The organism is Streptosporangium sp. NBC_01639 (assembly GCF_045209755.1).
GTDB lineage: Bacteria > Actinomycetota > Actinomycetes > Streptosporangiales > Streptosporangiaceae > Streptosporangium.
In genome coordinates this window covers 1746513-1759860 of record NZ_CP109272.1, presented here as the reverse complement: position 1 = coordinate 1759860, position 13348 = coordinate 1746513, and the positions used below count along the sequence as shown (strand labels likewise).

General features: G+C 69.8%; 12 protein-coding genes. 9 read left to right on the top strand and 3 right to left on the bottom strand.

The features are described 5' to 3' along the window. The first annotated feature begins 11 nt into the window (after positions 1–11). The 3 genes from OHA77_RS07770 (at position 12) to OHA77_RS07760 (ending at position 1457) form a co-directional block, all read left to right on the top strand. Positions 12–257, top strand: a complete 246-nt coding sequence (locus OHA77_RS07770) for a Scr1 family TA system antitoxin-like transcriptional regulator (RefSeq protein WP_406317085.1) — start codon at positions 12–14, stop codon at positions 255–257. 20 nt (positions 258–277) lie between these two features. Next, positions 278–505, top strand: a complete 228-nt coding sequence (locus tag OHA77_RS07765; protein ID WP_326821321.1) for a DUF397 domain-containing protein — start codon at positions 278–280, stop codon at positions 503–505. 181 nt (positions 506–686) lie between these two features. Next, on the top strand, positions 687–1457 hold the full coding sequence (locus OHA77_RS07760; RefSeq protein WP_406317083.1) for a class I SAM-dependent methyltransferase: 771 nt from the start codon (positions 687–689) through the stop codon (positions 1455–1457). A gap of 158 nt (positions 1458–1615) precedes the next feature. Here the strand turns inward: OHA77_RS07760 and OHA77_RS07755 are convergent, their stop codons facing one another. Continuing rightward, a complete protein-coding gene (locus OHA77_RS07755) occupies positions 1616–2566 on the bottom strand; it encodes a helix-turn-helix domain-containing protein (RefSeq protein ID WP_406317081.1) in 951 nt (316 codons plus the stop codon). A 164-nt stretch (positions 2567–2730) separates the two neighbouring features. Between OHA77_RS07755 and OHA77_RS07750 the strand changes: the two genes are divergently transcribed. After that, complete coding sequence (locus OHA77_RS07750) at positions 2731–3987, top strand: MFS transporter (RefSeq protein WP_406317080.1); 1257 nt, start codon at positions 2731–2733, stop codon at positions 3985–3987. 675 nt (positions 3988–4662) lie between these two features. Here OHA77_RS07750 and OHA77_RS07745 read toward each other — a convergent pair. After that, on the bottom strand, positions 4663–5079 hold the full coding sequence (locus OHA77_RS07745; RefSeq protein WP_406317078.1) for a hypothetical protein: 417 nt from the start codon (positions 5077–5079) through the stop codon (positions 4663–4665). Between the two features lie 496 nt (positions 5080–5575). On the opposite strand from OHA77_RS07745, the gene OHA77_RS07740 reads away from it, so the two are divergent. The 3 genes from OHA77_RS07740 to OHA77_RS07730 all read left to right on the top strand — a co-directional run bounded on the left by OHA77_RS07740 (position 5576) and on the right by OHA77_RS07730 (position 9090). Next, positions 5576–6277 (top strand): 2-phosphosulfolactate phosphatase, encoded by a 702-nt coding sequence (locus OHA77_RS07740; protein ID WP_406317076.1) that lies wholly within the window; start codon positions 5576–5578, stop codon positions 6275–6277. A 216-nt stretch (positions 6278–6493) separates the two neighbouring features. Further along, entirely contained in the window at positions 6494–7624 is a 1131-nt protein-coding gene (locus tag OHA77_RS07735) for an alkaline phosphatase PhoX (RefSeq protein ID WP_406317075.1), read from the top strand. A gap of 317 nt (positions 7625–7941) precedes the next feature. Further along, on the top strand, positions 7942–9090 hold the full coding sequence (locus OHA77_RS07730; RefSeq protein WP_406317074.1) for an MFS transporter: 1149 nt from the start codon (positions 7942–7944) through the stop codon (positions 9088–9090). A gap of 154 nt (positions 9091–9244) precedes the next feature. Here the strand turns inward: OHA77_RS07730 and OHA77_RS07725 are convergent, their stop codons facing one another. Beyond that, on the bottom strand, positions 9245–9865 hold the full coding sequence (locus OHA77_RS07725; RefSeq protein WP_406317073.1) for a TetR/AcrR family transcriptional regulator: 621 nt from the start codon (positions 9863–9865) through the stop codon (positions 9245–9247). Between the two features lie 130 nt (positions 9866–9995). Here OHA77_RS07725 and OHA77_RS07720 point away from each other — a divergent pair, with 130 nt between their 5' ends. Together OHA77_RS07720 and OHA77_RS07715 are read left to right on the top strand one after the other, a co-directional pair. After that, complete coding sequence (locus OHA77_RS07720) at positions 9996–12182, top strand: MMPL family transporter (protein WP_406317072.1); 2187 nt, start codon at positions 9996–9998, stop codon at positions 12180–12182. 215 nt (positions 12183–12397) lie between these two features. Next, positions 12398–13339 (top strand): lactonase family protein, encoded by a 942-nt coding sequence (locus tag OHA77_RS07715; RefSeq protein ID WP_406317071.1) that lies wholly within the window; start codon positions 12398–12400, stop codon positions 13337–13339. Positions 13340–13348 lie beyond the last annotated feature (9 nt).

Sequence of the window (13348 nt, the reverse complement as noted above, 5' to 3'; positions counted from 1 at the left end):
GGATACCGAATGTGACCATCCAGGTCCTGCCGTTCACCGTCGGCGCGCACGCCAGTCCGGAAGGATCCTTCACGATCTTCGACATGCCGGAACCCTACGTTGACGTGGCGTATGTGGAGACCAGGGGAGGGGCCGTCTACACCGAAGCGGAAGATGCCGAGGTTTTCGCGCGAGCGTACGATTCGCTCCAAAGCGCCGCACTCACCCCGGATGCGTCCGCGATTGTCATCCGAGATGCGGTCAGCCGTGTCGGATAAGCGAAAGGGAGGGGCGCGTGATGGTCACCCCCGAAGAGTTGGCGGGCGTTGCCTGGCATATCAGCACCAGGAGCGCCAACGGTGGCGGTCAGTGTGTCGAGGCCGGGCCACTGGCCGACGGCAGTGGGCGCGTCGCCGTACGGCACAGCCATCATCCCGACGGAATGGTGATCGTCTACACCCGGGCCGAGTGGGAGGCGTTCGTGGGCGGCGTCAAGGACGGCGAATTCGATTTCCCCGCCGGGTGACCGCTCCCATCTCTGTTGTCGCCCTTTTTCGGACCAAGGCATGTGACGGCTTCTCTGCCTGTTCCTAGGACGTCGTGATCCACTGGAAGAGCCTGCGAGGCGTGCGTCGTCACCACATCGCGCTGACGCCATGGTGGCGGCCATCGACAGGGAACTTGGGACACGGGCGAAGGGACTGAAAGTGACACCGGAGGAGCAACTGGAGATGCTCGGGGCACGGCTGTACGACGCGATCGGCGGCGCCTACATCGCGACACGGCGTACCGAGCCGCGGATCGCCGCGCAGATCTGGGACGCGCTCGGGGATGCCCAGACGGTGCTGAACGTCGGGGCCGGCACCGGCTCCTACGAGCCTGCTGATCGCGACGTGACCGCGGTGGAGCCATCGGCGGTCATGCGGGGGCAGCGGCCTGCCGGCTCGGCGCCGTGTGTGGCCGCCGCCGCCGAGAGTCTGCCGTTCGAGGACCACTCCTTCGACGTCGCGATGGCCGTCTCCACCGTTCACCACTGGGGGGACCCGATAACGGGGCTGCGCGAGATGCGGCGCGTGGCCCGCCGCGTGGTGGTGCTCACGTTCGACACCGACGAGCCCGGATGGCAGGACCGGTTCTGGCTTACCCGCGACTACCTGCCCGAGTTCGCCGCCGTCCTCGCGGAATTTCCCTTGCTTACTAAGATGGCCGACGCGATCGGCGCCCACGCTGAGCCGGTGCCCATCCCGTGGGACTGCGCTGACGGCCTGTTCGAGGCGTACTGGCGCCGACCGGGGGCGTATCTGGAGGATCACGTGCGCCGTGCGATGTCGGTGTGGACGAGGGTCGGGCCGAAGGCCGAGCAGCGGGCGGTACGAAGCCTCAGCGACGACCTCGACTCCGGCCGGTGGGCCGAGCGCAACAGCGACCTCGCCGACCTCGACGCGGCAGATCTCGGCCTCCGCCTGCTCATAGCTTGAACCGCGTCGCAGCGTCTGTGTCATGGCGGCTCCTGGACGGCCCGCCGGTCATATGCGGCGCTGACCGGGCATGGCGCTGTGGACAGGACAGGACCGGCGGGTCGACCCGGCATGCCCAGGTCGATTGACGGGGTTGGCGTCGTTGCACCATGAGGCTGTCAACGTGGCTTGGCGCGGAACGTCCGGCGGTAGGCGCCGGGCGTTGTGCCCAGGGCATTGTGGAAGCGCCTGCGCAGGTTGGTGGCCGAGGAGAGGCCGACACGGCGGGCGATGGCGTCCAACGGGAGGTCGGTAGATTCCAGCAGGTCCTGGGCCGTGGCGATCCGCTGGGCCAGCAGCCACCGCCCTGGGCTGGTGCCGAGTTGGTCGGCGAATTGCCGGGCGAGGGTACGCGTTGAGACGCCCGCGTGCCCGGCCATGCCCTCGATGGTGACCGGTTCGCCGAATCTCTCGGTGATCCACTCCAGCAGCGGCGCGAGTGTGCCATCCATCTGTGCGGGATGTGGCGGCGCCGCGTACTGCAACTGCCCGCCCTCGCGGTGCGGCGGCATCACCATGGTCCGTGCGACATGTGCGGCGTACCGAGCGCCCTGGTCCTTGCGGATCAGGTGCATGCACAGGTCGAAGCCGGCCCCGGCGCCGGCACTGGTGGCCACGTCACCGTGGTCCACGTACAGCACGTCCGGGTCGATGTGAATGTGCGGGAAGCACGCTGCGAGCTCGTCCGCCAGCTCCCAGTGGGTGGTCGCCCTTCGTCCGTCCAGCAGGCCGGCGTGCGCTAGCGCGAAGACGCCGGAGCAAATGCTGACCACCCGTGCTCCGCGGGAGTGTGCGCGGCGCAGCGCCCGGACGACCGCAGACGAGGGTGGCTCCTTGACGGGCAGCCAGCCGGGGATGATCACGATGTCCGCTCGGTCGAGTGCGTCCAGCCCATCGGTGACGAGCATGTCGTACCCGGCGTGTGTCGCGATCGGCCCGGGCTGCTCCGTGCACACGCTGAAGGCGTACCGCGTCGGAAGTCCTGGCCGCTCGATACCGAACACCTGGGCCGCGCAGCCGAGTTCGAAGGTCGATTGCGGTGGGCGGATGAGGGCCACTACGCGGTGCATGGCAGGAAAGTACCGCATGATGTCTTTCCTGGCACTCGGCGCGATAAGCGGTCGGCCGCCAGGCTGGCTCCATGACGCCAGAACAGAACATGGCTGCCTATATGTCGCCTGCCGTCCCAAACGGCGCTGAGGATGCCGTGGGCTGGTTTGGGGGGCGCAGCTAGATGACCAAGAATGAAACAGTTTCGGGAACGTCTCCATGGCGTGCCCGGGCTGCGGTTCTGACCCTGGGAACGTTCGCGGTCGGAACTGACGGATTCGTCATCGTGGGTCTCCTTCCCCAGATCCAGAAAACGCTCCAAGTCAGTACTGCTGCAGCCGGTCAACTGGTGAGTGTGTTCGCCATTGCCTACGCGCTCTTGGGGCCCGTCTTCGCCGCACTCACGGGCAGGTGGTCCAAGCGCCGGGTCCTCGTGACTGGGATCGCGCTGCTCGCGGCGGGAAACGCCGTGACGGCGTCGGCTCACGTTTACGGGCTGGTCCTCGCGTCCCGTGTCCTGGCCGGGTCCGGCGCGGCGCTGTTCGTCGCGAGCGCTGTGGCTACGGCCGCACACCTCGCCGGCGAACAGCGGCGGGGGAAGGCCATCGCCATGGTGACCGCTGGAGCGACGCTCTCGCTGGTGCTGGGTGCTCCGCTGGGTACGCTCATCGGCGGCGCATGGGGCTGGCAGATGGCCATTTGGTTCGTCGCCGCAGTCGCCGTAGGCGTCGCGGTCGTCATCGCCGTGCTGCTGCCGCCGATCAGACTCGATCAAGGCGCGACACTGCGGCAGCGCATCGCGCCGTTGACCGACCAGCGGGTCCTGCGGGTCCTGGTCGTCACACTGCTGACGTTCATCGGCATTTTTCTTCCCTTCACGTACATGAGCGCGGTTTTCGCGCCGGCGATCGGCGGCGAGCAAGCCAGACTCGCGCTCCTACTACTGGTGTTCGGAGTCGCGGCCACGGCAGGCAACCTGACGGCTGGCTCGTTGACCGATCGGTACGGCTCGCGGCGCGTCGTCATCGGCGCCGCCATGGGCGTCGCCGCGGTGTGCGTGGTCATGCTTGCGGTTCAGCAAGTCTTCATCCTCGTGGCGATCGCCCAAGCGCTCAGCGGTGTCGTGTCGTACTCAGTCATGGGACCTCAGCAGCATCGGATCATCGCCTACGCGGCTCCTGAGAGCGCGTCGCTCGTGACCTCGCTGAACACGTCTGCCGGCTACCTCGGCAACTTCTTGGCCAGCAGCATCGGAGCGGCCATCCTCACCATCACCGGTTCCGCGGCCCCCCTCCTGCTCATCGCTGCGGCCTTCGCCGCGTTCGCGGCGTTCCTCGCCTGGTGGCTGTCACGATCCACCGGAGAACGCGGTGGGGAGGCTGTCGACGAGACCGGCGAGCCGACCACCACACCGCCGGAACAGGCACCTTCGACACGATGAGATGGAAGCGCACGTCGAGCACATTGCGTGGCGGGCACGAGCGGACGTCGGCCAAGAGAGCTGCGCGCTGCGGTAGGGAGCGCTCGGCGTCGTTGAACCGCGTCCAGCCGCCGGCGGTCGCGGTGTACGTCACCTCCTGATAAGACCTGCGTCGACGTACACCTCATCCTCGGTCGGCGGCAGAACACCGGCTGGTGCGACGGCGACTGGCACCTGCCGTCGGGGCACTTGGACTCGGGTGAGTCAGCAAGCGCCGCGCTGATCCGGGAGGCGGCCGGTCGTACTGCGGGTCGGAGTCGTCCTCGTACGGCATACCTGCGACGTGCCATATCAACACGCGCTCGCCGGGACGCGGCCCGGCCGCCCGGGCCGGGAGCTCGGCAGAACGCCGTCACGGATTTCCGGAAAAATTTGTCCGGGGGCAGCCGTCCTGTTCATGTGAGTTTGATCAACTGGACGCGTACCGTGGAGGCAACGAGGAGGCGCCATGCTTCGCCGTACGTTGATGCGAACCGGGGGACTGGCCGCCGGGGCGGCCTTCGCCGGATCGCTCTGGCAGGGGGCCGCGCAGGCTCTCCCGCGTCGTGGCCCCGGCCCCTACGGTCCGCTCGTCGCGCCCGACGTCAACGGCGTCGCGTTGCCCGCCGCGTCCACCGGCCGCTCCACCTGCGAGCCCTACGCGGTGAAGCCGGCCTCCCGGTCGGCAGCCGCGAGCTGCTCGAAGAAGCGCTTGTGCACCCAGTGCTTCTCGCCGAGGAGCTCGATCGTCCACCAGTTGCCGTGGCCCGGACCGAGCTTGGTGCGGCGCGGCATCGTGCCCAGCAGCTTCTGCGGGCTGGCGCCGCCGGACAGCTTGGTGCTGTCGAGCACGTAGATCTCGTCCTTCGTGACGGCCACGCACCGGTACTTGTTGACGAGCATCGTCAGACCGGTCATGTACGTCACGACGAAGAACAGGAAGTTCGGCGCGCTCTGCGCGATGAACGCCTGTCGGATCTCGCTGCCCGGCGGCAGGAACTCCACCGCGCGCGACACCAGGTCCGGCCGAGGTTCAGGGTTCAACCGGCTGCTCTTGTTGGCTTCCTGGGTCACCGTTGTTCCACCCGTGTCTCTGATCAGCTGCCGGACGCAGCGAGGCTACCGCAGGGACAGCCACGGCCGCCGTCCCCAACGCGACCACCCGATAGTCGACTTGAAAACTTCCGACCACCGGGGCCGTTCGCCAAGGGCTGTCCCGTACAGCTGTTGGCCTCGGCAGATGGATCAGTGAGCGCGGGGAAGAGGCAGCGAGCATCCATAGACCGCCGATTCGCCGCGCGGCATCCTGATCGAGATAGGCGTCCAGGTGCCGATCGTGGTCGGTGATCACGGCGTGGACCAGTGGCCGGGCTGGTCGGATGACTCTGAACTCCGTGGAACCGAGCCGTAGAGGCCGTGTGCGGGTCACCCAGGTGGCGATTGAGCAGGCGTGTCGTTGCGGACTACTTGCGCGCCGCAGCCGGCCGGAGATGGTGCGGTCCGAGGCCGTCGAGGTGATGCGTATCACTCTGTGGGCGCCTCGGGCCGGGCGTGCGCAATCATGACCGGAATGAACACGCGTTTCCTTGGTATCACTGATCTGGTCGAAACCCCGCCCGTGGCGGTCGTCGTCGACGTCATGCGTGCTTTCACCGTGGCTGCCTGGGCCTTTGCCCAGGGGGCGGAGAAGATCGTGCTTGCCGAGTCGCTGGACGAAGCCCAGGCGCTCAAGGCTCGCCACCCGGATTGGGTGGCACTCAAAGACGGCCCGCCCATGCCAGGGTTCGACGCCGTCAACTCGCCGGCCCTGCTGCGGTCGATCGACCTCGGCGGACGGACCGTTGTGCAGAAAACCACGGCAGGGACGGTCGGCGCCCTTGTGGTCAAGGAGGCGCCGCTGGTGCTGTGCGCCGGCTTCGTGGTGGCGGAGGCGACGGCTCGCCTCTTGCGGGCGCGCAAGAGCGACAGCGTCACGTTCGTGGTCACCGGCGAAGACGGACAGGCCGATGAAGATCTGGCGTGTGCTCAGTACATCGCTCGGAGAGTCACCGAGGCTGGGACGGACGCTGCTGAGTTCCTTCGCCGCGCCGCCGAGTCGCGCGCCGCCGCCGAACTGGCGGAGGGGGTGCGTCAAGGAGTCCATCCTGATGACGTCGCGCTCTGCCTTGAGGTCGACCGGTTCCCCTTCGCCATGGTGGCGACCCTGGAAGGCACGCTCATGGTCCTGCGTCCACACGCGATGCCTTCGCCGACCGACGAGGACCCGGTCTGATCGCCGGTGAGGTCTACTTTCAGCGAATTCGCCGACGTCTTGCAGTGCCTGGAGGCGCCGCTCGACTCGGTGCGGAGGTGAACGTAGGGGCGGGCGCCGTAGAAAGCGGTGCGAACGCCGTCGCGGATTTCCGGAAAAATTTGTCCGGGGGCAGCCGTCCTGTTCATGTGAGTTTGATCAACTGGACGCGTACCGTGGAGGCAACGAGGAGGCGCCATGCTTCGCCGTACGTTGATGCGAACCGGGGGACTGGCCGCCGGGGCGGCCTTCGCCGGATCGCTCTGGCAGGGGGCCGCGCAGGCTCTCCCGCGTCGTGGCCCCGGCCCCTACGGTCCGCTCGTCGCGCCCGACGTCAACGGGGTCGCGTTGCCCGCCGGGTTCACCGGCCGGGTCGTCGCCCGCACCGGTCGGCGGGTCGGCGGGGTGCTCTGGCATCCGGCGCCGGACGGCGGCGCGTGCTTCCCGGACGGTGACGGCTGGATCTACGTCTCCAACTCCGAGGTCCCGCTGCTCGGCGGCGCGACGGCGATCAGGTTCGGCCCGGGGGGAGCCGTCCGCGGCGCCTACCGGATCCTGTCGGGCACCAACCTCAACTGCGCCGGTGGCCGTACGCCCTGGAACACCTGGCTGTCGTGCGAGGAGATCCTGCGTGGGCGGGTCTTCGAGTGCGACCCGTACGGCTCGCGCGCCGCGATGCCGCGCCTGGCCATGGGCAGGTTCAAGCACGAGGCCGCCGCCTGCGACCCGGACCGGCAGGTGGTCTACCTGACCGAGGACGAGCCGGACGGCTGCTTCTACCGGTTCCGGCCGGCCCACTGGGGTGATCTGACGGCGGGCCGGCTGGACGTGCTCTGCGCCTCCTCCGCCGGGGCGGTGACCTGGCAGCGGGTGCCGAACCCGGCGGCGCTGCTGGAGGCGACCCGCCACCAGGTGGACGCCGCCCGACATTTCAACGGCGGAGAGGGGTGCCACTACGCCGACGGTGTCTGTTTCTTCACCACCAAGGGTGACAACCGGGTGTGGGGCTACGACGCGGAGCACGAGCGCCTGGAGATCGTCTACGACGCCGACGCCCCGCTGGGGGTCGTGGACAACCTCACCGGCACTCCCGGCGGGGATCTCTACGTCGCCGAGGACACCGGGAACATGGAGATCAACCTGATCACCCCCGACCGGGTGGTCACCCCGTTCCTCCGGGTCGACGGTCACCCGAAGTCGGAGATCACCGGCCCCGCCTTCTCTCCCGACGGCCGCCGCCTCTACTTCTCCTCCCAGCGTGGCGTCCGGGGGGACACCGCCGGGACGGACGGCGTCACCTACGAGGTCACCGGCCCGTTCCGCCACTGAGCCCGGCCCTCTCGCGGCGGTCTCAAGGAGGTTGATGCACCACGAGGAACCTCGGAACCGGAGCGCGCCTGCACTCTCGGTAATCGAATTCTCGCAGAGTGCCGAACCTGGCTTCTGTACTCATCGTCCCCGGTGACCCTTCGGACAGTTCTGGCGACTGGTGCACCGGGGTCCCAGGCGGCTGAATCCGGTTGCAGCGGGACTGGTGCGCCTGATGAGGTACCTGCATGGACGGGGACACGCAGCAGGCGCAACGGGTGAGGACAGGAAGAGACCGTGCGACCACGCGGCGACCGGCTCCATGGCACAGGCCGGCGGTGCTCGGGGCCCTGATGCTGGCCGCCCTCACCTTCAACACCGCGGAGAACCTGCCGGTCGGCCTCCTGGAGCTCATCTCTGAAGACCTGCGGGTGTCCCTGTCAGCGGTCGGTCTGCTGGTCACCTGTTACGGCGTGACGGTGGCCATCGCGTCTGTGCCGCTCGCCCACGTCGTGCGGGCCGTGCCCCGACGCCATGTGCTCACGGGACTGCTGGCCGCGCTCGTGGTGTCGAGTCTCGTTGCGGCGCTGGCCCCCTCTTACTGGCTGCTCCTCGTGGCGCGGCTGCTGACCGCGCTCGCCCAGGCGCTGTTCTGGGCCGTGATGGGGCCGGTCGCGGTAGGCCTGTTCGCACCCGAGGTCCGGGGGCGGGTGGTCGGGGCGCTGTCCGTGGCTGGTTCGCTCGCCCTCGTGCTCGGTGTTCCCGCCGGGACCTGGCTGGGCCGGCAGAGTGACTGGCAGGTGCCCATCGCCATGCTGGCGGCGCTGGGGCTCGTCTCTCTGGTGACGATCGCCGTTCTGCTGCCGACTTCGCGTCCGGAAGAGGAGCCCGCCGCGTATGCGAGCAGTCCCGACGTCCGGCGGTTCGGGACGGTGCTGACGGCCGGGACCCTGTCCGCCACCGGGGCGTTCACGGGATACACCTACATCGTGACGTTCCTGGGGGACGTGAGCGGGTTCTCCCCGAGCGCGGTCAGCGCCCTGTTCGTGGTGTTCGGTGTCGCGTGTCTGGCCGGGGTGAGCATCACCGGGGCGTTACTGGACCGCTTTCCGCAGTCCGCGCTGACCACCGCCGTGGCCACGCAGGCGGTGGGCATGCTCGGCCTGTACGCGTTCGGCGGCCATCCGGTGGCGGCGGTGATGTTCCTTACGCTGATGGGCGGCGCACTCGGTCCGGTGTTCATGACCACCCAGAACGCGATGCTGTACTGCGCGCCGGGCCGCACGGACATGGCCTTCGCGGCGAACTCCGGTGCCTACAACGCCGGCATCGCGGCGGGCGCCGCGCTTGGCGGACTGGTCCTGCCGCTTGCCGGTGTACGGGGCACCTTCCTCGCCGGCGGGCTGCTGACCGTCGGGTCCTGCGCCGTCCTGCTCGGCGGCCGGCTGCTCCCTGGGCCGCGCCGTACAGAAGGCTCAATACCCTGACAAGAGGGCAGCGGCTCGTACCATCGGCGGCGGCCGCCTCCGGTGCGCGCCGCCCCAGGCGAGGATGTGGTTCGGGTCGATGTCGAGGCCTTCTCGACCGCCCGGCGTCTCCCCGGTGTCTCGGCGTTCTCCGTCTCCTCCTCGGACCGGGCTCCTACGGAGACGGGGTCAGGCCGGGGGCCAGGTAGGCCAGCAGCATGGCCTTCAGTTCGGCGATCAGCTCCGGTGCCCGCTCCGGCGGCGCGACCGCGACCAGGGGCATCACCGCCTTGACCGCCGCCACCGCCATCGTGGCGAGGACCAGGCGGCGCTCGCCGTCCAGGTGGGGCGCACGCAGCGCGAAGAGCCCGGCCAGCCGCCCGGCGACCCCCAGGTGGAGCTGTTCGGACGCGGCCGCCAGGCGGTCGCCGGTGGCCGAACCGTGCAGGAGCGCCCAGTAGGCCGGGCGGGTGGTCTTGTAGGCGACGATCTCGTCGACCAGCCGGTCGATCAGCTCCGGCAGGGGCATGTGCGCGAGGTCGCCGGTGAGCCGCGTCTCCCAGTGCTCGCGCCGCCCGTCGGTGAACCGGTCGAGCAGCCCCTGCAGGATCTCGTCCTTGTTGTGGAAGAACTGGTACAGCGAGCCCGGTGACATCCCCGCCCGGGCGGCGACCGCGTTGGTGGTCATCTCGGCGTATCCCACCTCGGTGATCACCAGTTCGGCCGCGTCGAGGATCTCCTCCATGCGCCTGAGGCCGCGCGCCTGCCGCCTCACCGTGCGCTGCTCTTCGGGCATGCGTCTCCCCGATTCCCGGGCATGCCCCGTCGCTTGGGCACGCGCCGTCCCGTTGACAAACACGAGCAATTACTTGTATTTCTGTTCCGAACGCTTAATGCGAGCAGTTTACCGACTTTCGGGGATGATCATGAAAACCGATACGCGCCCCGCCGTGGCGCCACCGGCCGTTCCACGTCTACGCAGGCTGGGATACCTGCTGGTCCGCCGCCGCCGGCTGGTGATGATCGTCTCCCTGCTGGCCACGCTCGCCATGGCCGTGCTGGCGGTCGGCGCGGTGGGCGGCCTGTCGCTGGCCCGCTTCGAGGCGCCGGGCTCGGAGTCCGACCGGGCGGGGGCCGAGCTCGCCGAGCGGTTCGGCACCGGCAGCGTGGACCTGATCCTCCTCGTCACCGCCAGGAGCGGCGACGTGAACGCCCCCGCCGTCGTCGCCGCCGGGCAGGCGCTGACGCGGGAGCTGGCCGCGTCGGGCGGGGTCGCCGAGGCGGCCTCCTACTGGACGCGGGGCCGTCCGGCGACCCTGCGCAGCGAGGACGGCCGCCACGCACTGGTCGTCGCCCGCATCCCCGGTGACGCCGATGCCGTGCGCTCCCGGATCCTCCCGGAGCTGGTACCCCGGCTCACCAAGGGGAACGAGGTGATCTCGGTCAGGTCCGGCGGGGGCGAGGAGGTGTTCCGGCAGACCGTCCCGCAGGCCAGACAGGACTTCGTCCGGGCCGAGATGGTGATCTTCCCCCTCGTCTTCGTGCTGCTCTGGCTGTTCCTGCGCCGCGCGGTCGCCGCCCTGCTGCCGATCCTGGTGGGCGTGTCCGCCATGGTGACGGCGCTGGCGCTGCTGCGCGGGGTCCTGCTGTTCGCCGACGTCTCCACCTTCGCGCTGAACCTGACCCTGGCCATGGGCCTCGGTCTGGGCATCGACTACTCGCTGTTCGTGATCTCCCGGTTCCGGGAGGAGGTGGCTCGGGGGCACGGTCTCCACGAGGCCGTCGCGCGCAGCGTGGAGCGGGCCGGCCGTACGGTGATCTTCAGCGGGGTGACCGTCGCCGCCTCCGTCGCGGTGCTGCTGGCGCTGCCGTTCGACTTCCTGCGCTCCTTCGCCTACGCCGGGATCGCGGTCGTCGTCGGCGGGATGGCCGGTGCGGTCGTCGTGCTGCCCGCGATCCTGGGCGCGGTGGGCCACCGGGTGCTGCCCCGACGTGACCGGGGCGAACGGACCGAGGGGTTCTGGCACGCCCTGGCCACCCGGGTCATGCGCAGGCCGGTGGTCTACGGCGGCGTGGCGACGCTCGTCCTGCTCATGCTCGGCTCGCCGTTCCTGGGACTGCGCTTCGGTGTCGCCGACGACCGGGTCCTGCCCGCCTCCGCTCCCGCCCGGCAGACCCAGGAGGTGATCCGGGCCGGCTTCCCCGCCGAGGAGACCGACGCGCTGCAGATCGTCTCGACGGGCACGGCGGCGGACGTGGCGGGATACGCCACGACGCTGTCCCGGCTGCCGGGCGTGGCGCAGGTCGACTCCGCGGCCGGCTCCTTCGCGGCGGGCCGCCGGGTCGGCGACGGGGATCCGGCGCGGTTCACCGGAACGGAGGGGACCTGGCTGTCGGTGGTGCCCTCGGCCGAACTGATGGAGGACGATCCCGTCCGCCTCGTCGAGCGGGTCAGGGCGGTCCGGGCACCGTTCGGGGTGCTGGTCGGCGGCTACCCCGCCGAGCTCGCCGACTACCGCTCCTCGGTGGTCGACCGGTTGCCGCTGCTGCTGGCCGTCATGCTCGCGGTGACCTTCGTCGTGCTGTTCCTGATGACCGGGAGCGTGCTGATCCCGTTGAAGGCGACCGTGCTGAACCTGCTGAGCATGTCGGTGATGTTCGGCGCGCTGGTCTGGGTCTACCAGGACGGCCACCTGTCCGGGCTGCTCGGCTTCACCCCGACGGGCACCCTCGATCCGAGCATCCCGATCCTGATGTTCTGCGTCGCCTACGGGCTGTCGATGGACTATGAGGTGTTCGTGCTGTCGCGGATCAGGGAGGAGTACGGGCGCACGGGTGACACTCCGGCGGCGGTCGCGGCGGGCCTGCAGCGCAGCGCCCCACTGATCACGGCGGCGGGTGTGATCCTGGCGCTCTCCTTCGCCGTCTACGCGAGCGCGGGGGTGGTGTTCGTGCAGATGCTCGGGGTCGGCATGGCCGTCGCGATCCTCGTGGACGCCACAGTCATCCGGGCGGTCCTCGTCCCGGCCTTCATGAGGCTGGCCGGTCCGGCCAACTGGTGGGCACCGGCTCCGCTGCGCCGCCTGCACGCCCGCCTGGGTCTGTCCGACTGACCGCGGGGCCGGGCGGGGGACCGCCCGGCCGCGATCCTGGTCACCCGCGCCACGAAGCCCTGGCCCCAGCCGTACTCCTGGCCGTGCGGCACGCCTGCCGGTACCCCACCCGGCCGCCGGCCGCCGTACGGCTGCGCTAAGTTCGCAGACTGGTCGGCAGAGGGCGCTCTGCCTGCGGTTCGCATAAGTCGTCCCGCTGCGGTGAGAGGAACACGATGACTGAGCTTGCGTATATCGGTGGATACACCTCTGACACCGGCGGATCGGGCGCGGGGATCACGCTGGTGGATCTGGACGGCCTCGTACGGCTCGGCGAGACGGAGGCCTCGGGCCCGTCCTTCCTCGCCGCCCACCCCCATCTCCCGATCCTGTACGCGGTGGGGGAGGGCGAGCAGGGCACGGTGAGCGTCTTCGGCCGTGCCGACGACGACGCCCTGACCCTCCTCGCCCGGCGGCCGAGTGAGGGATCGTTCCCCTGCCAGCTGGCCGTCGACCCGTCGGGCACCCTGCTCGCGGTGGCCAACTACGGCGACGGCACGGTGAGCGTACACGGGATCGACGGCTCCGGCCTGCTCACCGACCTGTGGACCTTCCCGCACCGGGAGGGCTCCCACGCCCACCAGGCCGTCTTCGGCCCCGACGGCGTGCTGTACGTCACCGACCTGGGCACCGACGAGGTCCGCCGCCACCTCGTCGACGGCGAGGTGACGGCGCATCCCGGCGGTCCGGTACGGCTCGCGTCCGGCATGGGCCCCCGGCACATGGCCCGGTCCGGGGACCGCTGGTACGTCGCCGGGGAGCTGGACGGCACGGTCCGGGTCTACGACGAGGCCTGGCGCGAGCTCCGGGCCGTCCCCGCCGGTGCCGGCGGGGGCGAGAACGCCCCCTCGCACCTGGAGGTGTCCGGCGGATACGTCTACGTCGGCAACCGGGGTCCCGACACGATCTCGGTGTTCTCCGCTGCCCTGGACCCGATCGCGGAGGTCGGCTGCGGGGGCGTCTGGCCGAGGCACTTCGCCGTCGCCGGCGACCGGATGTACGTGGCCAACCAGCGCTCCGACGGCGTCGCCGTACTGGCGGTGCAGGACGGGATCCCGCGGTTCGACGGGGAGGTGTTCGCGGTGGGCACCCCTTCGTGCGTACTGCCGCACGCCTGACACCAAGAT